The following is a 25,769-nucleotide window of genomic DNA, read 5'->3' on the forward strand; positions in this document are numbered from 1 at the left end:
AAGCCGGTGGAGGCGCGCAGCTTCCAACAGCTTTCTAAAATGCTTTATTTCAATAAATTCATTTTTTCAAGGAATTGCAGTTGATATTGCTTCCTGAACAATTCCTTTACCATATAGGCAACCCCTTCATCATCATTGCCCCTTGTCACCCAATCCGCTTCATGCTGCAGAACAGAATGCCCGCTGCCCATCGCCACTCCAACTCCGGCTCCTTTAATCATTTCTCTGTCATCTTCACCATCCCCGATCGCTACCAGCTCCTGCCGTTTCACCTTGAAATGGTCGGCTAAATATTGGAGCCCTCTCCATTTACTGACGCCTTCCGGTACAATCAGCAATTGATTCTTGTCTTTCTGCACAGAATAAATATCATCAAACATATTCTGTATGATTACTCTTGTCTCCTGCACCTCTTTTTGGCTTTGAAAAACGGCTTCTATCCCAAGCGGATAATCTGTATTTTCATTCAAATAATCTGTTACAGAGTCGACAAAATGCTGAGAAAACATTTTTTGTTCACTTACATATAGCGCTGCCTTTCCAATAAAATTCTCTGGCAAGTTCACTCTATTCCCGACTTGCTTTTGCTCATAATTCAATTTGAACTGGCACTTTAAATCTTCCAAAAGGGATACAATATCCTTTGTTGTCTTCTCGGATATCTTTTTCATGAATAAAGGCTTATCGATCGAAGTTCCGATATAGGCTCCTTGTGCTGCAATAACCATCGGATTTATTTTCAGTGATTTGGCCACTTTTTTGCAAAATTGGTAGTTTCGCGAGGTGACTAAAGAAACGAGTACTCCTTTTCCATGTACATATTCCAGCGCTTCTTTAGTCGCTTTACTGAACCGTCCATTGCTTTGCAGTAATGTTCCATCTATATTAACGGCCAATAGTTTATATATCATGCTGATCTCCCCTTATTTGAAAGGTATTATAACTAATCTTTATGACAGCCTCCGCATGGGTATTCCAGATTTTATTCCGCCTATGCCATAGTATCTGGGAGTCCTGCCGTTTCACAAAAGAACTCCCCCTTTCAAAACGAAAGGGGGAGTTCTTTTCTCTCATTATTCCTGAGGAGCACCATACAAGTCTTCTAATGGTTTCATAATGATCTTATTCATTTCACCAATCAACATGCTCATTCTTTGTTCAGCATCCATCAATTTAGCGATTGTTTCATGCTGCTGCACCAATTGCAGTGTTTTTTGCGCATGATCGACTTCTTCCTGCGTAATCTCTTGGCCAGCCATTTGTTTTTGTTGAAGCTGTAATTGCAGCATCCGGAAATTATCAAACATTTTTTTTGCGCTTTCATCCTGGTTAACCGCATCCAGATATTTCTTCAATTCAACATATTCATTGCTTCCGCGGATTCCTTTTTCCAAATCATAAGCAAGATCATAAATATTTACACTCATATTTCCACTCCTCTATTTAGTCATCGTGTATCACTTAAAAAAGCAATACCACAATACCTTGCACTAACCCAATGACACCGCCGAGCAAACCGCCCAGATAAGTAATCATTCCTAATTCTCTTTTGGCGATCGACAAGATGATTTCCTCAAGGCGTTCCAAAGAGAATGTATTGACCTGCTCCTGGACGATTTCTTCTAAATGCAGCTTTTCGACAAACAGCTCGACATGAGCGAATAACCGGTCAAATGCAGCATCCATCATCTTTGGCAATAATTGCTCTGTAATGAAGGATTCATGTTTCGTTACAACTTCTCCTACAGAAAGAGCATAGTACTTCTCTAATTGTAACATGTTCATAAGCTGCTGTTGAAGGGGCGCAATCGTTCTTTCAAGGCGCCAATCTGCTATAATGCCTGCCAGATCACGCTCCTTCAATATATGCCATTCTTTCATGATTAATTCAGTAATAGTCTCTTTCGTTCCTTCAGCCTTTAAAAATTTCATGATTTCAGGCTGGATTTTATCTACTAGCTTCTCATTTTTCATGAACATTTGGAGCATATTCCATAACATGCCCTTATCCTCAAAGAAGTCCTCTATTAATTTTTCCAGCTGCTTTCTGCCTTCGGCACTACTGAAAAACGTTTCCCCTTTAGCAATGATTAAATCAGCTATTTCAGGAATTTTTGCTTCTACAGACACAATGGCCTGTTCCGGCAAGATCATCGATAAAGACGTATCTCTATTTTCTATCAGCCACCGGTCCACCTTCGAAGTAATAATAGTAGAAATCTGCCGTTCTACTTTCTCTTTAGTTCGATGGAATCCGAACTTTTCAAGACTTTCCTCTATCGTCTCCGGACGATTTTTAAGTTGAGCCACTTTGTCCCGAAGCCAATTCAGCAGCTCTTGCCGAAAAGTGGGGGTTAATACTTTTTGCTGAATGCTTTCTCCAGTCAGTAAATGCTCAACTACCAATTTTCCTACTTGCTCTGCCAATTCCCCGCGGCGTTTTGGTATTAAACCTGGGGTAAATGGGAGTTTCTTGCCGAATATATACATTGGTTCATATGGACGGAATAGCATTTTTATAGCTATAAAATTTGTAAATGCCCCAATTAATGCGCCAATCACTACCATAAAAAGTATGGAATATACGGTATTCATTCTTTTTCCCCTTTATAGTCAATATACTATCAAGATTTCCTTATTTGATATCTATATTATAGAAGCATCGTCTCCATAGCAAATAAGATGAATGGCATTCATCATTTGTCGCTCTTCCATTAGTTTACTATAATATGGATAGATCTTGTGAAAGGGGAGAGTACTTGATGCTTGCTAATCTGCAAAAACTTTATACAGAAACAGTGCTGACTGTAGCTGGCTCACCTTCCATCCCCGGCTATTTCTGGGTCGAAAGCGATGGGGAAAAATTGGGCATACCTTCGGAGCAATTGTCAGTGGCCGAGGAGCAACTGCTTAAAACCATCTATCCTTCCGCGGATCCTCTTGACCGGTTGAATGCCCGCACAAAACAGATAGACTGGCTTCGCTATTTTACTAAACAAGGTGCGCTTCCGGCCATCAGCTGGAAAGATGTAAGAGTGTTACATTTTACCGTTTCACACACTGATTTTTCCTTGGAAGAATGGCAGGATGCTCTTCTTTCTTTTTTCCAGGATGCTCTATTGGTTTGGTGCGGGGAGAATCAAGGTTTTATTTTGGAAGACCAATCACTTCCGCCTAATGATATAGAAGAAATGGGCACTATTATCCAAACAATAGAAATGGATTTCTATTGCAGGCTTCGTTTCTTCATTGGCAGCCCCCATAAAACAGACGGTAATTTACGCTTCCATTTTGAAAAAGAAAGGGAATGTTTCAAAGCCATTCAATACGTTGACTCCATCTCAACTGTCCATACTATCCAAACGGCCCTTCCCCATTTGCTTATAGCCGGCGAACCGATCGACAGGCAATGGTACATAAAAGAAGTATTAGGGGAGTTTACAGATGACCTTGAAATGATTAAAACAATCAAAACCTATCTGGATTGCAACCAAAATGCAACTAAGACGGCAAAGCAATTATTTATTCATCGTAACAGCCTCCATTACCGGCTTGATAAATTCATCCAACGAACCGGTTTGAATATGAAGCAATTTAATGAAGCGGCAATTGTCTACTTGGCAATACTGTTGCTGCAGCAACTGGATAAATAACACGTGCACAATAAAACGCTTTCATATTTGTGCACGGCAACTATACCCATCGTTTGGATCTTCTTCTACAATATGGATATAAGATACAGACGGAGGGATACAAAAAAATGGCCGAATTGCGCTTAGAGCATATTTATAAAATCTATGATAATAAAGTGACTGCTGTAGAAGATTTCAACTTACATATTGAAGACCGGGAATTCATCGTTTTTGTAGGGCCCTCAGGGTGCGGAAAATCAACGACGCTCCGGATGATAGCAGGACTTGAGGAAATTTCAAAAGGCGACTTCTATATCGATGGAAAGAGGGTCAATGATACCCCTCCAAAGAATCGGGATATTGCGATGGTGTTCCAAAACTATGCACTGTATCCTCACATGACCGTTTTTGATAATATGGCTTTCGGCTTGAAGCTCCGCAAAATGCCTAAAGCGGAAATCAAACAACGGGTAGAGGATGCGGCAAAAATCCTCGGCCTTGAAGAATATCTTGACCGTAAGCCTAAAGCGCTCTCCGGCGGCCAGCGCCAGCGTGTAGCATTGGGAAGAGCAATTGTTCGGGACGCAAAGGTGTTCTTGATGGATGAACCTTTATCCAACCTTGATGCTAAGCTTCGTGTCCAAATGAGATCTGAAATCGCCAAGCTCCATAAGAGGCTCAATACAACAACCATCTATGTTACCCATGACCAAACAGAAGCCATGACAATGGCCACTAGATTGGTTGTCATGAGGGATGGGATTATCCAGCAAATCGGCGCACCAAAAGAAGTATATGAAAATCCGGAAAATGTATTTGTTGGAGGCTTCATTGGATCTCCTGCGATGAACTTCTTCAACGGAACATTGAAGGATGGCTACTTTCATTTCAACCAAACAAAGCTTTCTGTTCCTGAAGGAAAGCTGAAGATGCTGCGGGAACGAGGATATGGCGACAAAAAAATCATTCTTGGCATCCGTCCTGAAGATTTCCATGACGAGCCTTTGTTTATCCAATCCTCGCCACAAACAGCTATTCAGGCACAGATTGATGTAGCTGAACTGATGGGTGCAGAATTTATGTTGTATTCTTCCATTGACGGCCAAGACTTTGTCGCGCGTGTTGATGCCAGAACGATCGTATCGGCAGGGCAAAAAATGGAGCTTGCATTGGATTTGAATAAAGCACATTTCTTTGATGCTGATACCGAAATAAGAATCCGATAAAAAGCCGATTCATATAAATAAAAGGCTGTAGTCCTCAAAACACACATACACAAGATTCCATTTTGTAATATCTATAGATGCGAAAGAAGCCATCGGTTACTCCCCGTTGGCTTTTTTCGTTTGGACTTTTTATTCCTTCAACTCTTATTAGTGCAAGTCCCGATTTTTTCGAGAAAATCATATTGCTCAATCTTATTCACCTAGTTCAATAAAATAATGGTCCTTACGATATGATATTGCCTCCATAGTTGCCATTAGATTCTGTCCATGGAAAACGTCTATTCGATAGAATCCAGTACGATAGTTCCTCTTCATTTCAGTCGCACGGGCTACGATCTTGTCTCCCGGTTTTGCTGATTCAATAAACTGTATGGTTGTCGAAAGCCCTAATGATGTCTTTCCATATGCATTACAAACTGCAGAAAAAGCATGGTCTGCTAAAGCATAAATGACGGCTCCGTGAACAGTTCCATGAGCATTTACCATATGGTCCTGAACCTCTACTATTGCTTCCGTATATCCAGCTTCAAATTTGATTAGCTGTATCCCTAATGATTGAGCATATGGATCGTTTTTTACATGCCTATGAATTTCTTCATAGTTTTTTTCATATATTTGATGCTCATCCATTTTCTTCTTCACAACTACCACCCCTTTTATCACATATACATGCCAACCCTAACATCAGAAACCACGCTTACACACCAAACTATATCATATATGTCATTAATATGCATGAAAGGAAATTACTAGGTTATAGTTGGATTGTAATAGCCGCTGGAAACAAGAGAGCAAACAATACAACAATCTCTACAAATAGAGCTCGAACCATATAAGTATCTTGATAAAGTTAACAATGGCATACAAACTGATGTTTAGAAATTTCTCATTTGGGTATATTTTACACATAGAAAAAACCACCACTTTTCAGTGATGGTTCCATCTCAATCTATTATTACATCCGTGCATTTATATATGCCAGGCATTGATTATGCTTATTGATATAAGAAACAGCTTTACCGTACTTGGCATAACCGCCTTCTCCTCTATTGTAAGCACTCAATACAGCATTTTTTAAGTTAGCGCCTTTTAATCCTTTTCTTTGGTATTTTTTATAAAGGTCCGAAATCATATATGTACCCCAATTCATATTGATATAAGGGTCATATGGGTTATTTTTTGTTTTAAGTACTTTAGCCAAATGTGCATGATTGACTTTATTGATTTGGAAATAGCCATAGTTGCTTCCGCCTCTAGCTTTTGGATTAAAGCTGCTCTCATGCTTGATAAATGCAAGCATGTCAGCGTAATTCAATCCTCTTTGTTTACTTAGGTTATATAAATATTTTTGTTGATCTGCCGGCATCGGAATACCTTTTACATAGTAAGAGGCAGATGACGGGGCAGCAGCCTCAGCGGTTATTGTAAAATTCTCCATGATGGAAGAATTTGAATGTGGAAAGATGGAAGAAACCAATTCCTTACCTATTTTAGAATCCGAAAGCGCTAATAGTGACATTACCAACACGACCATGATCCCCAAACGAGAAAGCCTATTTACAAATGTATTCATGTATTTCTCCTTTCAACCAATCAGTTGTAATTTGCCGCTCTTTTTCGCGATGTAATAAAAGTAGCCGTTACGTTACAGAACGTAACTCCATTGTTACCGTTCTGTAACATAAAAAATAAGGAGGTGTTATACACCTCCTTACATTAAAATTCCTATTTTATTGTTTAAATTTTGTTCGTTCTGCAAGTGATTAAGAAGCTGGATGATGATGTTTCCCGTAAAGGATTGATTATATCGTTGATTATTCATTGATTATTGCCCTCAAGGAGAAAATCTCCAACTTTCTATAAAATATAAATCGCATCGCATTTGGCAGCAGCCATCAAAGATGAAGTTCTTCTGCATACTAAATAGTATGATTTATAAGCAAATATAGAATAGTTCCTATTTTTTTGCTCTTATTAATAGTATCTTGCAGCCAATAACCTGTCAACCCTTCTAGCTCGACAAAATTCTTCAGTCTCTCTGTTCTACAATAACATGTTGCATATATCCACAAGATAGGCAATAGAAATAATGGGTGCATCGATTCCTTTCGCTTTCCTCTTCACCTGTACATATAGGTTCTTCATAGGCGCTATATTCATCATAATAATCGCTCGTTCTTCCACCATCCATCATTCTCTCTAGACAATGGATACAAGCCAACTCGATTTCTTTCAAACCATTGCATAAAGGACAAATCAAACTTTCCACCCTTTTCTAAGGTTTACCTGCTCTATTTCCTAGATAAGCCTTTTCTTTTATTTTGATGTACTGGCCAAACGACATACAGGCCAACAATTACCAAAATAAAATTCCTCTCTCCATCCCATAATATGATTACATTCACTAACCGATGGGTTAAGCCGAAGAAGGCTGAGAGAAACGAATAGATCAGGCTATTTCATTCTCTGTTCCTGGTGCAATTCCAGCAAACCCAACCAATGATTTAATTTGTTGAAGAAGGAATGAATACATAAATATGTAAAAGCTCCCACTCTCAACAAAAACAGACAAAAATAGAGAAAAGAGGATACACCATGCAAAACCAGTCTACAAGAAGTTCTTCAAATGAGTTAGTCGTTTCTGGAGCACAAGCAGCTATCGACCAAATGAAATACGAAATTTCTTCTGAGTTTGGCGTTACGCTTGGACCAGACACTACATCCCGTGCCAACGGTTCAGTCGGTGGAGAAATTACGAAGCGCTTAGTTCAAATGGCTGAACAACAATTAGGCGGTTCAATGAGATAATATGAATGACAAAGGGCCCAAACGTAACGTTAACGTTTAGGCCCTTTACTTATGTTTTACGTTTTAAACCATGGAACTTGGATCAATAATTTGGTCGAATTCTTCTTCAGTTACATATTGCAGCTGTAAAGCCGCTTCTTTCAGGGTTAGGTTGTCCTTATAAGCAAGCTTGGCAATTTCCGCAGCTTTTTCATATCCTATATGTGGATTGAAGGCCGTTACCAGCATCAAAGAATGGTGCAGGTATTCATCGATTTTTTCCTCTTCCGCTTCGATACCTTCCAAACAATTGACTGTGAACGAACGCAATCCATCGCTTAGCAAACGAACTGTTTGCTGGAAATTATAAATGATAACAGGCTTAAACACATTTAATTGAAAATTCCCTTGACTTGCTGCCATTGAAATCGTCGCATCATTTCCAAACACTTGAGCGGCGATCATAGTGACTGCCTCGCATTGCGTTGGATTTACCTTCCCAGGCATAATACTACTGCCAGGCTCATTGGCAGGTATTCTTAATTCTCCGATTCCGCATCTCGGGCCACTTGCTAGCCACCGTACATCATTTGCCATCTTCATGGCATTGGCGCTTAGAGCCTTTAGAGCTCCATGGACATACACAATGGCATCATGGCTAGTTAATGAATGGAACTTATTCTTCGCACTTTCAAAGGGATAACCTGTTTCTTCTTTCAGGAAATGTGCTGTTTTTTCTCCAAAGTCTTTATGTGCATTCAAGCCAGTCCCCACCGCTGTGCCCCCAATGGCCAGTGGCAACAATGACAAAGCGCTCTCCGAGATCATTTTTTGAGCTTCTTCAATCATTGTCCGCCAGCCGCTGATTTCCTGCCCTAATGTCAATGGAGTGGCATCCTGTAGATGTGTACGGCCTATTTTCACTATATGCTGGAACTGTTTTTCTTTTTCTGCCAAAACCTCTCTCATTTGTCCAAGTACAGGCAGCAATTGTTCCTCTATCGAACAATAAGCTGAAATATGCATGGCGGATGGAAAGGAATCATTTGAACTTTGGCCTTTATTCACATCGTCATTGGGATGCAGCTTTTCATTCTTCCCCTGCTCTTCCAAAATCATATTTCCCCTATGCGCAATCACTTCATTTACATTCATATTTGTTTGGGTTCCACTTCCTGTTTGCCAAACTGCCAACGGGAAGTGCCCATCCAATTTTCCTGCTATGATTTCATCACAAACAGCCTGGATAGCTTTTGATTTAATGTCAGAAAGCACCCCTAACTCTGCATTCGCTTTAGCTGCATTTTTCTTCAATCGCGCATATGCCACAATTAGCTCTTTTGGCATTTTTTCTTCACCAATATGGAAATTTTGGCGGCTTCTTTCTGTTTGCGCTCCCCAATACTTATCCTCATCCACTTGAATTTCACCCATAGAATCTTTTTCCGTTCTCATTCCTTGTTTCCTCCTCCATCCTTGTATATATGTAAACACTTTCTTTCTCTATATACCACAGAAGATAGCAGGAATCACATGAAACAACTAAAAAAGAACGGCCTCCCGATCTTGGAAGGCCCCAATTCATATTCAGGACGGTTTTGTCAGCAAGGTATATGCTAAAAAGAACCCGATTGTCACAATGCTTGCTATAGCTAAAGTAACGGATAATTGTTCCATCCTAACGACCTCCCTTTGTAGACTTCCTTTACAAAAAAGATAACACACAAAGATTTCAATTATTGGGAATAAAAAGTATTTTCGGTGGCTGTTAGGTGAATTTTCCATGAACAATCCTCTGGGTAACCGGTAAAAAAAGTGATGCCAAGCATCGCTTAAAGCGCTAATTATATCGCCACATTAGCACCGCCCACTTGCATTTTATACATGTTATAATATTTTCCTTTCAGCTGCATCAATTCATCATGTGTTCCTTTTTCTGAAATTCTTCCTTTATCCAATACAAGAATACAATCAGCGCTTTTTATGGTCGAAAGCCTATGGGCAATGATGAATGTAGTTCTTCCTTTTTTCAATACATCCAACGCCTGCTGGATGAGGAATTCGGTCTCAGTATCAATATTGGAGGTTGCCTCATCCAATATCAATATGGCAGGTTGGAACGCTAATGCTCTCGCAAATGATATCAGCTGCCGCTGTCCGGATGATAATGTACTTCCCTTTTCGACCACTGGCGCGTCTATCCCGCCCTCTATCTGAAGAAGCACTCGTTCCGCACCGACATCTTTCAACGCTTTTTCCACCATTTCTCGTGATATGCCCTGTTCATTCAGGCTTACATTCGAAGCGATGGTCCCAGTGAATAAATAAGGATCCTGCAAAACAATTCCCATATGCTCCCTCAATGTTTGATGCGGAATACTGGCAATGTCCATTCCATCCACTGTGATTTTTCCTTTTTGCGGATCGTAATAACGGAATAAGAGGTTCATGATCGAGCTTTTTCCGGAACCTGTATGACCTACAAATGCGACAGTTTCTCCTTGCTTAGCTGTAAAAGAGATATCCTTGAGGACATACTCATCCTCCTTATAGCCGAACCATACATGGTCAAAAGCCACATCGCCTTTATAGCGGTCAATATGTTCTTCGCTCACATCAATTCCTTCCTCATCCAACAGTTCAAAGACACGTTCTCCCGCGATTAATGCCTGTTCCAGATTGGCAAACTGGTTGACGATTCCCTGAATCGGTTGAAAAAGCCTGTTTAAATAGTCAACGTACGCATAAAGCATACCAATGGAAAGAATGCCCGCCCCGTCCAAACTAATACGCCCAAAATAGGCAATGAATGCAACAAAGGTAATATTGCGCAGCAAGGTCACAAGATTATGCGATGTAAATGAATTAAGGCGCATCATCTTCTGCTGGAATGTGTAATGCTCTTCATTCAGCTTTTCAAAATCGGCTTTAATATCCTTTTCCCGTCCGAAAGCCTGGATAATATTCATCCCTTGAATAGATTCATTGATCATTCCATTCAAGTCGCTTATCCTAGCACGAATCACCTTATTGAAACGCGAACCGAAAGTCCGATATACAAGAGTCCATGCAATCAATATCGGTACAAGGATTAAACATAACAGTGCAAGCTTTACGTTCAGGATAAATAGAGCAATATAAATGCCTATGATATATACGCTGCTCGAGAAAAAATTGGCCAATACATTTACATACAATTCCTTGATCGCTTCTGTATCATTGGTCACACGGGAGACTACCTTCCCTGCGGGCAGATTATCAAAGAAACGGATTGGGAGCCTGGATAGAGAATTGAAAATATCATTTCTCATCCGCTGAATAATGCGGTTGGCCGACTTTTGCAAATAGAAGCTTTGCCCGTATTGGAAAAAAGCCGCCAGGACCAATAATCCGAAATACATAGCAATCAACCTGATGATAGGAGCAATCTCCGGTTCATAAAAAGCCAACACTTGTTTCTTTGATAATTGAAGGGCCGGCTTTTCCTTTTCAGTTCCATTCTCCCGGTAAGCTATGGTTTGCCCATCCCATATCTTTTCTCCTTCAAGAGGCACAGTCCCTTGCACATAGATAAAGTCCAGGCCCTTTTGAATAATGGTCGATTTTTGCCCTTTTTCTTCATCCCCAGAAAAGTTGGCCTCCCGTTTCATATACGTACCTTTATAGAGGACGCTATTACCGCCTGGCTTTGATTCATACCAGTAAGATTGGATGCCCAAAATATGTTTATCAATAATCGTTTTGGCGACAAAAGGGCCTGCTAAATCGGCGACAACCGAAAGAGTCAGTAATAGCAAAGCGAATGCAATCATTTTTTTATATAATAACGCATAGCGGATCAACCGTTTTCCTGTGCCCACCATTACACCTCCAGTTCTTCTTCAAATTGTTGGCGGTCATACTGTTCTTTGTACCATCCTCCGAGTTCATACAGTTCATCATGCGTACCGGATTGAATGATTTTCCCTTCATCAATAACAGCGATCAGCTCGGCGTGTTTGACAGCAGACATCCTATGTGTTGCGATAATGGTCGTCTTGCCGGACCTCTCTCGCTGGATATTTTCAATGATATTTTTCTCCGTCTTGGCATCTACGGCAGATAAAGAATCATCCAGCAACAGGACCTCCGGATCCTTAATAAGCGCTCGGGCAATAGATATCCTCTGCTTTTGGCCTCCGGACAGCGCCACTCCTTTTTCCCCGACCATTGTTTCAAGGCCTTCAGGCAGCATCTCCAAATCCTTCTTAAAATCAGCAAGCCCAATAGCCTGCTCCAGCTCTTCCACTGAAGCATCAGGTTTTCCGAATGTAATATTGTCCTGGATGCTTTTTGAAAATAAAAATGGATCTTGCGGGACATATCCCAGCCAGCTGCGGATATGTTCAAGCTTTATTTTCTGCAATGGCTGGCCGGATACTGTTACATTTCCGGTGCCAAGGGGATATTCTCTTAACAGCTGGCGAATGAAAGTCGTTTTTCCACTGCCGGTTTTCCCGACAATCCCCAATGTTTGACCGCGTTTGAGATGGACATTGATTTGTTGCAGATTTGCAACAACCGAGCTAGGATATTGAAATCCCATCTGTTTGAACTGAATATCCTCTGGATATGGGATATGATCGGTTGCTTCATCCATATCAAAAACATCTTCCTTATAATGCATAGTTTGTTCTACTCTATCCAAAGAGGCATTTCCCCGTTGCATGACATTGATCAGCTCTCCGATAGCAAACATTGGCCAGATCAACATCCCTAAATAGACATTGAAGGATACCAGGTCTCCTAGTGTAATTTGTTGGTTAAACACCATTTTTGCCCCATAGCCTAGCCCGATTAAATAAGAGATGCCGACCAATATATTGATGGTTGGATCAAAGAGTGCATCCACGCGTGCAACCTTCAAGTTCTTTTGGAAAACATCTTCCGTCATGCCTGCAAATTCACGTTCGCTTTGCTTTTCCTGAACATATGCACGAATAACGCGGACGCCGGCAACAGATTCCAATACCGAATCATTCAGTTTACCGAAGGATTCCTGGGCTGCTGTAAAATGAATATGTAATTTTTTTCCGTATATTTGCATTAAAAATGCCATGAATGGTAAAGGAATGATTGCCAAAAGTGTTAATTCCCAGGAAATCGAAAAACCCATCATACAAAGAATAGTTCCCGTAAACATGATACTGTCCGTAAAAGAAAGAATCCCAAACCCTGCAGTCAGCTGAATCGCTTTCACATCATTAGTGGCACGGGCCATAAGATCGCCAGTACGGTTCTTTTCATAAAATGTCGGTGTCATTTTTAATAAATGGCCCATAAAACCGAACCGTATTTTTCGCTCCAGCAAAAAAGCTCCTCCATATAAATTCCGTTGCCAATAATAGCCCATAATATAAATGGCAACAGCAACCCCCACCAACAAGGAAACGTACTTAAGTATTATTTCAGCATCCAGCGTTTGCTGATGAATGCCATCAATGGCCAATCCTACAAGTTTAGGAGGGACCATATCCAATATGTTAACTATGCACAATAGAAAAATCGCAATCGTATACCTCTTCCAATTCTCCTTAAAAAACCACGCTAATTTTCCGTATACTTCAAACATATACTTCAACCCCTATCATCGATCTTGTTGAATTGCCTGCCTGTTTCGTATTCCTCCTCCCTTCTTAAAGACAACAAAAAAAGCCCCCGCCATAACACGGAGACTTTTATTGACTATAAAAGCAATATGCTGCGGATAAGCAGCATGCAAGTTTTCTCAGAAAAAGACTTCTTCCAAAACCATTTCGAGCTGCAGGGTGCTATTAAGTTGGATGAATGTATAATTGTCCATTAATAATCTCATTTCCCTCAGCTCCTTTCAGTCTTTTCTAATATTTTACATTTATCTGAATTTAAAGTCAATTATAATGTTTACCTATATGCTTCTTTTTTTCATTGGTTTCTTACATAAACCGAAAGGCAAGTCTCATCCCCTTTATACCAAGCAAGTAAATAGGTCAATATCCCTAAAAAATATCACTTATGTTTCAAACAAAAAAGAGCGGGTAAATTTACCGTACAACGAACATTACAATTAAAAAAATAAAAATAAAATAACTATTTTAAAGGGGTAATACACATGAAGACGATCGTAGCAACAGATTTACACATACAAGAAACATTGCCAGTCCGTACGGTAATGGCCATCTATAAAGAAATCAAACAATGGGGCGGAGATGTCTACCTTGTCCAAAACAGAAGAATGGTCTCTGGAAACTCATTAACAAAGCTTCTTACATTCTTAATGACAACAAACAGCAATACGCCGATCAAATTGATTGTAGAAGGAAGCAATGCCCAACATATGAACCAACAATTAAAAGACCTATTCGAAAAAAAAGGGAAAACGCTGGAAGCCTCCACACATTTGGAATTGGTACAACAATAAATATAAAAATCCAAAAGGATAACTGATAAAGGAGTTGAATGTACATGAGGACCATCCTAATGATTATCGGAGCCATCGTTGTAATCGGGCTTATCGTCAATTTTATATTCTGATCACTCCAAGCTTACATCTCCATCTGCATAAGGACCACACTAACCGAACACTTCTTCTTGCGAATGGTTACCACAAAAAACAGCCTAGGCTGTTTTTTTTGTGTCTTATATTCCTTTTTTTCTTAATTACCATTTTTACCTTGTAATACGATGTACATCGTATTACAATTGTCCCTGAGGAGATGGTTAAATATGGATAAAGAAATCTTAAAGGGCAGTATAGATATTTTATTGCTATCTTTAATTGCACGCAAAGATTCCTATGGTTATGAACTTTCCAAGACCATGAACGAGCAAAGCAATGCTTTGTATAATATGGGAGAAGGCACTTTATACCCTGCCTTAAAACGGATGGAACGAAAAAAATGGCTCACATCCTATTGGAAAGAGACAAATAGCGGCTCAAGGAGAAAATATTATGCAATTACTGAAGATGGGCGCTTACAACTTGAAGTGAAGTTAAAGGATTGGAATCTCGTTCAGACAATGATTCGAAAAAGTTCGGAGGGATTGACATGAATCTAGAAAAATATGTTCATTCCATCTGTATGCATACTGATTGCTCCAAAACGGAGAAAGAGGAATTAAAAGAAGAAATGCTTGATCATTTAGAAAGCCTTAAACAGGACTATTTAAATCAAGGTTTTTCCGAAGAGGAAGCATTAAAAAAATGTATATCCTCCTTTGGCGATAGTGCTATATTGGGTACGCTTCTACAGGAAGCCATCTACCCCCTTCGGAAGCGATTGCTCATATGGCTCAGTATTGTTTTAACAGCTGTTACTTCTTCTCTTTATATAATGTATGCCATTGAATTAAAGGAAGCAGTAGATACCCTGTATTTTTTCCTGTTGCCCGCACTCGGGTTGCTGCTTAGCTCGTCCTTCCCTGCAAAAAAATGGAACAGAAAATTTTTGATTGGAAGCCTTTTAGTATTGGTTGTGCTTAGTACTGCCCTAAATTTTATGGTATCAAGCCAGCTGAATTATAATCTGATAGGCACTATTTTATATTACAGCAATTTTCTGGTCGCTCTATCAGCCATCGTACTCATTTATATGACTGTCCTTCATCAGCAACATACATCAATATCTACATCCGGTTCCCAAAAAAGACTTCATATGATCAATATTACATCAGGTATTACTATCGGTATCGCCTGCTTATTTATTGCGTACAGCTTTCTTCTATTCGGAGCATCATTGCTTATTTTATTGCTAATATCCATTCCTATGTCCGTCTGGGCCCTTCTCTATTACTTACAGATAAAGTATAAAGAGAGACTCGGGAAAGCTACGCATGTTTTAACCTTTATCACTGCTTTGCCGGTTATTTTCATTATTGGTTACATCGCTTACATGGCTTTATCTGTCATTTTCTGAACAGTCCATTCAGTTTGATAAGGGAGAGAATAACCTATTTCTCCTTATCTGTTATGGAGAATTTTCCACCATCCCGCCATGGGGCCAAAACGCGGGTATATCCATTTTTAAAAAGGGAGGAAATCCTATTGAACAAAAAAAACACACTTATCATCTGCGCCATCATTTTGGTTTTGAGTGCTTCCTTAATAAAGGTTGGCCATTCTCTGGCACGTCCTGAAAGCCAAAAGAGAGAGGGACTTTCAGAAGTGTATGATATCACCGCAGATGGACAAATTGCAGCAGGCATATATAATGAAGGAAAACCATCTGTCTATTTATTTGATCAAAACATGGAAAACAGCAAAAAAATCGGGGAAGGAAATCTTACACAGGAACTTTCATTCCTTCAATTCTCCCCAGACAATACAAAACTCTTATGCATATTTTCTACTAAACAAATTCAAGGACAAGATGATAGAACGGACAAAGAAAAAAAAGCTATTGAATCAAGCATTTTAGAATACGATTTGAACAGTGGAAAAATGAAGACTTTATTCAATAAAAAGGGGATCATTCAACGGGCATACTTCACTAAAGATAACAAGCAGATCATCTGGAGGTTTCTATCCGACCAGAACTCATTGCTTTTTCCTGCGCAACGTTCCGATGACCATATATACGCATATCATATTGAGCTCAATAAACAAACCCCTTTACAGTTGGAGCTGCCTAAGGGCCCTTATGAAAATCCACAATATACTCTTGAATTGATCAATAAGGATTCTTTATACCTGTCCATATCAGAAGGATATACGGATGATTGGACCAAAAAAAAGCCAGAGGATTCCTTATTAAAATATAGTTTATCTAACCTACACAACTACGAATACATACAAATACCGGATCACAGTGTAGGTTCGCTTGCTATATCTCAAAAAGGAAATAATTTCTCCTATGTAACTAGCTCCAATCCTGATCAATATGAACCGGAGTTATGCCTGTGGAATCTTGAGAAAAAAGAAAAAACGATTCTATCCAATACGATCAAGGCTCCTTCCAATCTACGATTTTCGGAGGATGCCAAACTAATTTATTATATGGAGGATTCAATAAATCGTTATAACAAACATAAATACACACTTTTCCGATATGACATACATATGAATATATCTGAAAAAGTAAACAAATAAAGAGCTTAAAGGCTCTTTATTTGTTTGAACTTGGGGTATAAGAAAGTATTCATTTTTCAAGCTTATTCTTAACATGTTTTCTCTGCCATTGTTGTTTTTGCATGCAGATAAATCCAGCGGATCATTATAACCAAAAAAATGGACCATCAGTAAAATCAAACAACAATCCAAAGCTGTCATCTCTCTATCAATAGCAACCAAGCTAAAAAACAGCTTTTTATAAGGATATTCTTTTTCGCCTGAAAAAAATGCTGAAGCATGCGGCATTTTTTCAAGTTATTCACCTTAGTTTCCTACTAATTAAAGGATTTTCAGGCCTTATGTAGAATACATTAAAGGCAATAGTCAGCTGTCATGACATGATCTTCTTTCTATTGGCAGTTATAGCATACATAATACATACTCCCTACCTAAATCCCGAGCCCATTCTTTTCAATGGAGGTGATCACTATATATGAGCGAGGAGGAATGGAATATCATAAAGAGCCTGGAATTATACCAAACTAATATGTTGATGCTGTGGAAGAACAAAATGATTATTTCGCCTCAGGACCCTCTCAAAGAAATCATTCTCCAAAATACATTGGCGATGTATGATTTATTTATTGATCGAATCCAATCATCCAACCAGAATTACAAAAAAGAAATGACTAATCTTGGAAAGAAAATTGCAAGCGAAAGGCTCAAGGTAAATGTCCCGATATCTGATTTTTTATATAACATCTCTATTGTGAGGACAGATATCCTCACTTATCTGGATCGTGAATTCGAAAAATCGGATGCCCTCAATAAAATTAAAACGTACATGAATGAATCAGTAGACTATTTGTTGCATGAAACAGTCACACATTATCTGACGTTGCAGGAACAAATCAACGATAAAGAAAACGCTATCCTTTCAGAAACGCATAAGGAAAGGCTGACGCTCCTCGGCCAAATGACATCCAGCTTTGTTCACGAATTCCGAAACCCTCTTACTTCCATTAAAGGGTTTGTACAATTATTGAAGGCCGAACATCCAGATTTGAAGTATTTGGATATCATATCCAGCGAATTGGAGCAGCTTAATTCACGCATATCCCAATTTTTGATGATTTCTAAAAAGGAAGACCTGAATTCAAATCCAGAAGTCTTTTCCTTACGTTATTTAATTGATGAAGTGATCGCTTTTCTTTACCCTAGCATTGTCGATACAAATGTAAAAGTAGAAACCAATGTAGAAAAAGACACATTGATTCTAGGCTACCCTGAAGAAATCAGGCAAGTTTTACTGAATATTATTTTCAACGCCTTAGATGTCCTTTCCAATATTGAAAACCCGACTATTGCTGTATCGATTAATGAAGCAAACAACCACTATGTCCAAATTACAATTGCAAATAACGGACCGAAAATTAATGAAGATTTGTTAAGTGATATTTTCAAGCCATTTATAACAACCAAAAAAATCGGGACAGGCCTGGGGCTTTTTGTGTGTAAAGAGATTATCGAAAAGCATAACGGAGCGCTAACATGCACCTCTTCGGATTCTTTAACCGTTTTCACGATCCTTTTGCCTGAGCTGCATCAAGACCATTAAAGGATGGGATTGCTTGGAAACAAATGAAACATTGAATCTATTAACCTATATAAAAGAGAGGGCGGAACCCATCCCTCTCTTTTCTTATATGTATTATTCTCTTTTCTAATTAATGAATGGCTTGTTTTTTAAACCGACCGCCTCTCACTTCCGAAATATTCGCTACGGCAAGGAAAGCATCCGGGTCTTTCTCTTCAACAATTGTCTTAAGCTTTGCTTCTTCCAATCTGGTTACTACACAAAAGACAACTTTCTTTTTATCGCCTGTAAAAGCACCTTCACCTGTTAAATAAGTGACCCCGCGCCCTAAACGGGCCAACAGGGCTTCTCCAATTTCTTCCGCCTTATCACTGATAATCCAAGCTGATTTCGATTCCTCAAACCCTTGAATAACAACATCGATTGTTTTATAAGCAACGAAATAGGCCAACAAAGAGTACATCGCACGGTCCCAACCAAACACAAAACCAGCACTTCCAAGAATGAAAATATTGGCAAACATGATCATTTCTCCAACAGAGAAAGGAGAATTTTTATTAAAAAGGATGGCCATGATTTCCGTCCCATCCAAAGAACCGCCATTTCGGATTACGATTCCTACTCCTGTGCCTATGATGATACCGCCAAAGACTGTCGCCAACAATGGATCTTTGGTCAACACCGGCACATCATGCAACAGGGCCAAGCTGATGGAGAGAATGATAATACCGGAAATGGTCGATAAAGCGAATGTCTTCCCGATCTGTTTATAGCCGATAAAGAAAAAAGGAAGATTTAGTAAAAATATAAAAATCCCTAAACTCCAACCGGTAAAATGGGATAAAATGATGGATATCCCCGTAATTCCTCCATCAATTACGTTGTTCGGAACCAAAAAACACTCTAGTCCGACTGCCATCAAAATAGCGCCGACGACTATCATTAAGGTTTTTTTTATGATTTTTCTTTTTGTAAGCCCTCTATGCTGTATTTTCCTTATTGTTTCTTCGCTTATCGTATCCAAACATTCATCCTCCTTTTAATTTTTTTGATTAAAATGATTTAATTATGTATGGAAGCAAAAAAGCCATACAGGGAAAAGAGAGTCAGGCGGGAATCAATCTGCAGAAAAAATATAATCTCCCTTTCGGAGCTTATGAATTGAAAAGGATCTATTGGCATTTGTTTTTCTATCCTTATTATACAGAATATTTTTTATAAAAAAAAGACACTTACTTTACCAGTGTACACTAATGAAATAACCAAAAAGCTGCTTTCTTTAGAAAACAGCTTTTTACTTCTATAATATAAGGACATTCCTTTTACATCTGTTCCCGCTTATCCTCTTGCTCAGAAATAAACAATGCACATGCTGCATCACCGGTAATATTGAGCGCCGTTCTTGCCATATCCAACAAACGGTCTATCCCAAGTATTAAACCGATTCCTTCAACCGGAAGATCAACAGATGTCAGAACCATCGCAAGCATGATCAAACCGACCCCAGGCACTCCCGCGGTACCGACACTGGCCAACACAGCGGTCAGGACAACAGTCAGCATTTGGACCATCGTCAGGTCAACATCATAGACCTGTGCAATAAAAATAGTGGCAACCCCCTGCATAATGGCTGTGCCATCCATATTAATCGTAGCTCCAAGCGGCTGCACAAAGCTGCTGATTGATTCTTTAACCCCCAATTTTTCTTGGGCCGTTTCCATTGAAATAGGAAGCGTGGCTGAACTGCTTGATGTACTGAATGCTACACTCATCGCAGGAGCAAATCTCTTAATGAACCAAAGAGGATTCTTTTTGGCCAAAAGCAATACAGTACCCCCATAAGTGACTGTTCCGTGCACCAAAAGGGCTAGGACAACCACAACCATATAAAGGCCCATTGCCTTCATTGCTCCGATCCCCTGGCTCCCTACAGCAGTGGCAATTAAACCGAAGGTGCCGTATGGGGCTAGCTTCATCACCAAATGGACAAGATACATCATAATTTCATTGCCTTGCTCTACTAAATTGAAGATTCCCTTGGTTTTTTTGCCCAAAGCCGTTAGGGCAAAACCGATTAATACCGCCATTATGATAATCTGCAGCATATTTCCTTCTGTCAAAGCCGCAAATGGATTGGAGGGGATAATATCCATTAATGTATCGCCTACCGGCGGTGCTTCTTTAGCTGTAAAACTGGCATTAGAGGTATCAAAATCCCCCTTGGTACCAGGAGATATGACAATTGCGAGCGACATGGCTATCGTAATAGCGATAGCTGTTGTGAATAAAAAGAAAACGATTGTCTTAAATCCTATCCTTCCCAGCTTCTTAGGATCGCCCAAGCCTGCAGTTCCTAAAATAATGGAAAACAAAACAATCGGCACCACTAAGAGTGTAATTAAATTGATGAAAATTTTACCGATAGGTGTAAATAAAAATTTATCTAGATACGTAAATAGTTCGGGTGCAAAAAGGTTCAGTCCAAGTCCAACCAATGCTCCCAGCACTAAGGCAGTAATGATCTTTCCTGTAAGGCCCATTTTCGTCCATTTCATCTGCATCATCCTTTTCTTTGAATTTTTCAAGGTTTGATTTTTTTTTGTGGATTGTGGAAGGAAGGAACAAAAGGATACGGATACCCGAAATTAAATTGGGCTCCTAATTTTGGAGCTCTGATTGAATATATGGTGCGCTTTGTGACTTCAAGAAAAAGCTGTATGGCGGCAGGTGTTGTTTTTCATGAATGCGATTTTGTTCCGGGGAGTATCTTTTTTAATGTTCCGAATTTAGGAGCGATCCCTTCCCTATCTAGCCGCATAATAAGATGATAAGCTTTTAGGGTATTGGCTATATTCCCTATCAATCTTCTAAATCGGAATAAATACTATTATACATAAAACAAATATATTCATAAAATGTAATCTCTTCCAAATATAGTGGGGATAAAGCATCATGCGTCTATATATTGATAGACACAATAAAAAACCTCAATGTACAAGGATGAATACTCAGACATTAAGGCAACGGTATACATATATTTATAGTAATTAAATATCAGGGAATGAGTGGGTCGGCATTAAAGATCTTTTATCAGGATGAGCTGTTTCAGCATAGGAATTCAAGTGACCGGATGAATGCCTATCAAACACAGCCTGAAAAACGTCATATCTTGATTTTGTTTTTTCAACTTTTATTCCCTTGCTCTGAAGCTGACTAATGATATTATTGATCATACAGTTCACCCCTTTATTTCCATTCGCTATTGTATTCCCTAATCCCCATTTTCTAAACTTTCTTCTATATATTCCATCATAAAACAAATTTATTAAAAAGCTATGAACAATCTGAAAATATTTTTAATTTTCATACTTACTTTTATCTTGGACCCTTTTCCTTCATGTAACTACCATTCCCACCCTATAAAAGCAGTAAACCGAACAAATTCAGCTACTATTCCCTTTTATTCCTCCATATACTTGAAATAACACCTTTTTTCCGTGTATCGCAAGTTTGACTGAAAGGTAAAGATTTTCTATAATTATCTTAATCTTACGAGTTGTATTGAGGTGATGTACATGGGGCAGCAATGATGAATAAACCGGAATATAAGGAAGGCCTTTTTGGTGGGCTTTTCATTCGCGTGAAACAGAGCTGTTGCGCATTGCACTCTCTTACAAAACGGTATTTAAGCCAAAAAAATTCAGTAAGATTTTATTATCTTGGGAGGTGACTCCTTTCTCGCTGGATAGGCGGGATAAGGAAAATTATTTGGACATATTAAACTTGGTTATCTTGGCCCTGTTAATTGCTTTGACAGCATTTTTCGTAGCCTCAGAATTTGCCATAGTAAAAGTTAGAAGCACAAGGATAGACCAACTTGTGGAAGAAGGCCGAGCGGGTGCCCTTTCTGCGAAGAAAGTCATAACCCATCTCGACGAATACCTCTCAGCCTGCCAGCTGGGAATCACCGTTACTGCGTTAGGCCTCGGTTGGATCGGTGAACCTACCATTGAGCATATATTTGCTCCATTGCTCGAACGCCTGGACATTCCTTCATCCGTTTATCAAGTCCTATCTTTTATCATCGCTTTCTCCATTGTTACATTCCTTCATGTAGTTATTGGGGAATTGGCGCCGAAAACGTTCGCCATACAAAAAGCAGAGGGGATTACATTAATTGTATCCCGGCCTTTAATGATATTCTATAAGGTCATGTTCCCTTTCATATGGGTATTGAACGGTTCTGCACGGATCGTGACGAAATTATTCGGTCTAAAGCCAGCTTCTGAACATGAAATTGCGCATACTGAGGAAGAATTACGAATCATCTTGTCTGATAGCTATAAAAGCGGCGAAATTAACCAGTCTGAATTCAAATATGTAAATAAAATTTTTGAATTCGACGATCGTATCGCGAAAGAAATTATGGTTCCGCGTACGGAAATCATCACACTTTCTAAAGATGACGAACTAGAACATGCCTTCTCAATCGTAAAAGAAGAAAAATTCACAAGATACCCGGTCATTGACGGAGATAAGGACCGTGTCATTGGGATGTTGAACGTAAAAGAGCTGTTCACTTATATGCTGTCTGCCGATTCTTATAAAGACAAGCAACTTGAACCATTGGTTAGGCCAATCATCCGCATTATTGAAACCGTTCCGATTCAGGAATTGCTTCTTAAAATGCAAAGAGAAAGGATCCATATGGCTATCCTTATGGATGAATATGGCGGCACATCTGGCTTAGTGACAGTAGAAGATATATTGGAAGAAATCGTCGGTGAGATCCGTGATGAATTCGACCTTGATGAAGTCTCAGAAATCCGGAAAATCAAAGAAAATCAATATATTATTGATGCAAAAGTGTTGATTAGCCAGGTGAACGATTTATTCGGCCTTGATATATCCGATGAAGATATCGATACAATCGGCGGATGGATCCTTACCGAAAACTATGAAGCCAAGCAAGGCGACACTATTTCATATGAACATTACAACTTCAAAATTATTGAAATGGAAGACCATCATATCAGTTATATTGAAGTAACAAAATTGGAAGATACCTTTATCGCAGAACTAAAAGAAATCGAACCGCATAAAGACTTCCAAACAGAATCCCCAGCCGTACCATTAAACCAAACAACTGAAATCGTATCATAAAAAAATGCACCCAATTGTTGGACTTAACCAACAACCGGGTGCATTTTTTATTCTCCAAGGCATGAAACCCCTCCAAAAAGAACATAATAAGAAGAAAAGCGGAAAGTGCCGATTAGACCCGACCAGCTTAAGGCGTGGCACTGTCAAAGGCTGCTTTTTGCCTTAGACAGGGGCTTGACTTAAGACCTCGAGGGGCTGGCGCTTGCAGCTGGATCACAAGAAAAGCGGATAGCGCCGATTAGACCCGACCAGCTTAAGGCGTGGCACTGTCAAAGGCTGCTTTTTGCCTTAGACAGGGGCTTGACTTAAGACCTCGAGGGGCTGGCGCTTGCAGCTGGATTACAAGAAAAGCGGAAAGTGCCGATTAGACCGGACCAGCTTATGATCCGATTAATTCCATCATTATCCAAAAATAAACAGGCTTAGATCAAAAAAATGTTTAGTTTTGATTTACCGCGGCACAAATCGGGGTATATTCACGGTATAAACATTCGAAAACAAACGAATGCAACAACACAAATTACATGTACTTATCATCTGAAGGAGAGAAACCAAATGAAATATATTGAACTATGCTCTACTTGCCAAGGTAAAGGAAAAGTACCATTTTTACAGTTTTTTTCACGTTCATGTTCTAAATGTAAAGGAAAAGGCAGAACGGTAAGGCAGCTATCCTCAAACCACCTGTGACAAATTACTTTCCCGTATATCGATGCTCCGATCGTTTTTGCAAAATATCATTTGATCGTCACCCTCTAGGATATATTTCATAGAAAAAAGAAATTTTTTATAATTTTATGTGTATTAATATAACTTTTATTGAATGAAGTTTATACTTATATTATAGTTTTAAAAACTTCATATTCGGATAGATGAAAGTTAAAGACTTCTAGGAGGTGAACGGGGAGACTGTCAGTCAATTGCAGTCCCCTGACAATTGGTTATAGTAAACGTTATATTGGTAGCAGTATTAATTATTGCTACAGCTTTTTTCGTTATTACGGAATTTTCCATTGTCAAAGTAAGGTCGACCCGTATCGATCAGCTTGTAGCAGAAGGAAATCCCCGAGCGAAAACAGTCAAAAAAATCATATCTTCACTGGATGAATACCTATCAGCAACCCAATTGGGTATAACAATCACTGCGTTAGGTTTAGGTTGGCTGGGCGAACCTACCATACAGAGGATACTGGCTCCGCTTTTAAAACAATTTGATATCCCGGCTACAGTCAGCCATGCAATATCATTCATCGTGGCCTTTTCCGTTATGACATTTCTGAATGTTGTACTGGGAGAATTGGCTCCAAAAACCTTTGCCATCCACAAGGCGGAAGCAGTAGCTATGATCGTGGCCAAACCAATCTACATTTTCTATAAAGCTACTTATCCAATCATAAAAGTACTGAACGGATCTGCCAATTTCATTGTCGGTTTATTCGGATTAAAAGCGGCATCCGAAAACGAAATAGCCCATACTGAAGAGGAATTGCGTATGATTCTTTCCGACAGCTATAAAAGCGGTGAAATCAATCAATCCGAATACCGCTATGTAAATCGGATCTTCGAATTCGATAACCGGCTAGCAAAAGAAATCATGGTACCCCGCACAGAAATGGTCAGTGTATCCAAGGATGCAACGTGGGAAGATATCCTTGAACTTGCCGCAAATGAAAGATATACCCGTTATCCGGTAATCGATGGAGATAAAGACTCGACAATCGGTATTATCCACCTTAAAGAACTATTATACGTCGCCTTAAGCAAGGACCGTTCTGTTCTTCAATTAAGCGATTATATCCATCCGATTTTATCAGTCATTGAAACGATACCAATCCATGATCTTCTATTGAAAATGCAAAAAGAACGGATTCACATGGCTCTTTTATTTGATGAATATGGCGGTACATCAGGCATTGTTACCGCCGAAGATATCCTGGAAGAAATTGTAGGGGAAATCCAAGATGAATTTGATGTAGATGAACGGCCGCACATCCAACGTATTTCTCCCGATCACCTAATTGTTGATTCAAAGGTTTTACTCGAGGAATTAAATACACTTTTAAAAATCGATTTGTACGAGGAAGGCATTGATACAATCGGCGGTTGGCTCCTTACTCAAAAATATGATCTTGAGACAGGAGATTCTGTCGAACGCGGCAAATTTGTATTTACAGTCAAACAGATGGACGGACATCACTTGGAATTGATTGATATTAAACATAAACGAGTCGACCCTGAGGAAATCGCTTCTGAAGAAGCAGCCGTCACTCTAGAAAAATAACAGAAAGAAGCGGATT

22 protein-coding genes are annotated in these 25,769 nt (G+C 39.3%); 10 read left to right on the forward strand and 12 right to left on the reverse strand.

The window, feature by feature from the left end:
- Positions 1–44: 44 nt before the first annotated feature.
- The 3 genes from ABC357_RS14765 to ABC357_RS14775 form a co-directional block, all read right to left on the reverse strand.
- Positions 45–911, reverse strand: coding sequence for an HAD family hydrolase (locus ABC357_RS14765; RefSeq protein ID WP_412888250.1), 867 nt, complete (start codon positions 909–911; stop codon positions 45–47).
- 162 nt (positions 912–1,073) lie between these two features.
- Positions 1,074–1,427: a YlbF/YmcA family competence regulator gene (locus ABC357_RS14770; RefSeq protein WP_412888251.1), complete on the reverse strand. Its 354-nt coding sequence runs from the start codon at positions 1,425–1,427 to the stop codon at positions 1,074–1,076.
- 34 nt (positions 1,428–1,461) lie between these two features.
- The gene (locus ABC357_RS14775) at positions 1,462–2,595 is read right to left on the reverse strand and encodes a DUF445 domain-containing protein (protein WP_412888252.1); all 1,134 of its coding nucleotides are present in this window, start codon (positions 2,593–2,595) and stop codon (positions 1,462–1,464) included.
- Between the two features lie 167 nt (positions 2,596–2,762).
- Here ABC357_RS14775 and ABC357_RS14780 point away from each other — a divergent pair, with 167 nt between their 5' ends.
- The gene (locus tag ABC357_RS14780) at positions 2,763–3,653 is read left to right on the forward strand and encodes a PucR family transcriptional regulator (RefSeq protein WP_412888253.1); all 891 of its coding nucleotides are present in this window, start codon (positions 2,763–2,765) and stop codon (positions 3,651–3,653) included.
- 107 nt (positions 3,654–3,760) lie between these two features.
- Positions 3,761–4,858 (forward strand): ABC transporter ATP-binding protein, encoded by a 1,098-nt coding sequence (locus tag ABC357_RS14785; RefSeq protein WP_412888254.1) that lies wholly within the window; start codon positions 3,761–3,763, stop codon positions 4,856–4,858.
- A 192-nt stretch (positions 4,859–5,050) separates the two neighbouring features.
- Here the strand turns inward: ABC357_RS14785 and ABC357_RS14790 are convergent, their stop codons facing one another.
- The 3 genes from ABC357_RS14790 to ABC357_RS14800 form a co-directional block, all read right to left on the reverse strand.
- Entirely contained in the window at positions 5,051–5,500 is a 450-nt protein-coding gene (locus ABC357_RS14790; RefSeq protein ID WP_412888255.1) for a PaaI family thioesterase, read from the reverse strand.
- A gap of 313 nt (positions 5,501–5,813) precedes the next feature.
- Positions 5,814–6,431, reverse strand: a complete 618-nt coding sequence (locus ABC357_RS14795) for a transglycosylase SLT domain-containing protein (protein ID WP_412888256.1) — start codon at positions 6,429–6,431, stop codon at positions 5,814–5,816.
- Between the two features lie 470 nt (positions 6,432–6,901).
- Entirely contained in the window at positions 6,902–7,045 is a 144-nt protein-coding gene (locus ABC357_RS14800; protein WP_412888257.1) for a hypothetical protein, read from the reverse strand.
- 408 nt (positions 7,046–7,453) lie between these two features.
- Between ABC357_RS14800 and ABC357_RS14805 the strand changes: the two genes are divergently transcribed.
- Positions 7,454–7,666, forward strand: a complete 213-nt coding sequence (locus tag ABC357_RS14805; protein WP_412888258.1) for an alpha/beta-type small acid-soluble spore protein — start codon at positions 7,454–7,456, stop codon at positions 7,664–7,666.
- A 63-nt stretch (positions 7,667–7,729) separates the two neighbouring features.
- On the opposite strand, the gene fumC is transcribed toward ABC357_RS14805, so the two are convergent.
- From fumC to ABC357_RS14820, 3 genes are all read right to left on the reverse strand, one after another.
- The gene (gene fumC, locus ABC357_RS14810) at positions 7,730–9,100 is read right to left on the reverse strand and encodes a class II fumarate hydratase (protein WP_412888259.1); all 1,371 of its coding nucleotides are present in this window, start codon (positions 9,098–9,100) and stop codon (positions 7,730–7,732) included.
- Between the two features lie 389 nt (positions 9,101–9,489).
- Entirely contained in the window at positions 9,490–11,508 is a 2,019-nt protein-coding gene (locus ABC357_RS14815) for an ABC transporter ATP-binding protein (protein WP_412888260.1), read from the reverse strand.
- The gene (locus tag ABC357_RS14820; RefSeq protein WP_412888261.1) at positions 11,508–13,256 is read right to left on the reverse strand and encodes an ABC transporter ATP-binding protein; all 1,749 of its coding nucleotides are present in this window, start codon (positions 13,254–13,256) and stop codon (positions 11,508–11,510) included. The genes ABC357_RS14815 and ABC357_RS14820 overlap by 1 nt, the downstream gene beginning before the upstream one ends.
- A 519-nt stretch (positions 13,257–13,775) precedes the next feature.
- Between ABC357_RS14820 and ABC357_RS14825 the strand changes: the two genes are divergently transcribed.
- The 5 genes from ABC357_RS14825 to ABC357_RS14845 all read left to right on the forward strand — a co-directional run bounded on the left by ABC357_RS14825 (position 13,776) and on the right by ABC357_RS14845 (position 18,330).
- A complete protein-coding gene (locus ABC357_RS14825; RefSeq protein ID WP_412888262.1) occupies positions 13,776–14,084 on the forward strand; it encodes a hypothetical protein in 309 nt (102 codons plus the stop codon).
- A gap of 305 nt (positions 14,085–14,389) precedes the next feature.
- On the forward strand, positions 14,390–14,716 hold the full coding sequence (locus tag ABC357_RS14830) for a PadR family transcriptional regulator (protein WP_412888263.1): 327 nt from the start codon (positions 14,390–14,392) through the stop codon (positions 14,714–14,716).
- Positions 14,713–15,579, forward strand: a complete 867-nt coding sequence (locus ABC357_RS14835; RefSeq protein WP_412888264.1) for a permease prefix domain 1-containing protein — start codon at positions 14,713–14,715, stop codon at positions 15,577–15,579. Before ABC357_RS14830 ends, ABC357_RS14835 begins: the two co-directional genes overlap by 4 nt.
- A 128-nt stretch (positions 15,580–15,707) precedes the next feature.
- A complete protein-coding gene (locus ABC357_RS14840; RefSeq protein WP_412888265.1) occupies positions 15,708–16,751 on the forward strand; it encodes a hypothetical protein in 1,044 nt (347 codons plus the stop codon).
- Positions 16,752–17,205: 454 nt separating this feature from the next.
- Positions 17,206–18,330, forward strand: coding sequence for a histidine kinase N-terminal domain-containing protein (locus ABC357_RS14845; protein ID WP_412888266.1), 1,125 nt, complete (start codon positions 17,206–17,208; stop codon positions 18,328–18,330).
- A 109-nt stretch (positions 18,331–18,439) separates the two neighbouring features.
- Here ABC357_RS14845 and ABC357_RS14850 read toward each other — a convergent pair whose 3' ends face one another.
- The 3 genes from ABC357_RS14850 to ABC357_RS14860 form a co-directional block, all read right to left on the reverse strand.
- Positions 18,440–19,252, reverse strand: a complete 813-nt coding sequence (locus ABC357_RS14850; RefSeq protein WP_412888673.1) for a YitT family protein — start codon at positions 19,250–19,252, stop codon at positions 18,440–18,442.
- Positions 19,253–19,631: 379 nt separating this feature from the next.
- Positions 19,632–20,849 (reverse strand): dicarboxylate/amino acid:cation symporter, encoded by a 1,218-nt coding sequence (locus ABC357_RS14855; RefSeq protein ID WP_412888674.1) that lies wholly within the window; start codon positions 20,847–20,849, stop codon positions 19,632–19,634.
- 507 nt (positions 20,850–21,356) lie between these two features.
- Positions 21,357–21,542 (reverse strand): Lmo0850 family protein, encoded by a 186-nt coding sequence (locus ABC357_RS14860; RefSeq protein WP_412888267.1) that lies wholly within the window; start codon positions 21,540–21,542, stop codon positions 21,357–21,359.
- Between the two features lie 535 nt (positions 21,543–22,077).
- On the opposite strand from ABC357_RS14860, the gene ABC357_RS14865 reads away from it, so the two are divergent.
- Both ABC357_RS14865 and ABC357_RS14870 read left to right on the forward strand, forming a co-directional pair.
- Positions 22,078–23,472, forward strand: coding sequence for a hemolysin family protein (locus tag ABC357_RS14865; RefSeq protein WP_412888268.1), 1,395 nt, complete (start codon positions 22,078–22,080; stop codon positions 23,470–23,472).
- 937 nt (positions 23,473–24,409) lie between these two features.
- Entirely contained in the window at positions 24,410–25,753 is a 1,344-nt protein-coding gene (locus ABC357_RS14870) for a hemolysin family protein (protein WP_412888269.1), read from the forward strand.
- Positions 25,754–25,769 lie beyond the last annotated feature (16 nt).

It is taken from the genome of Bacillus kalamii, from assembly GCF_047238185.1.
GTDB lineage: Bacteria > Bacillota > Bacilli > Bacillales > DSM-1321 > Bacillus_AD.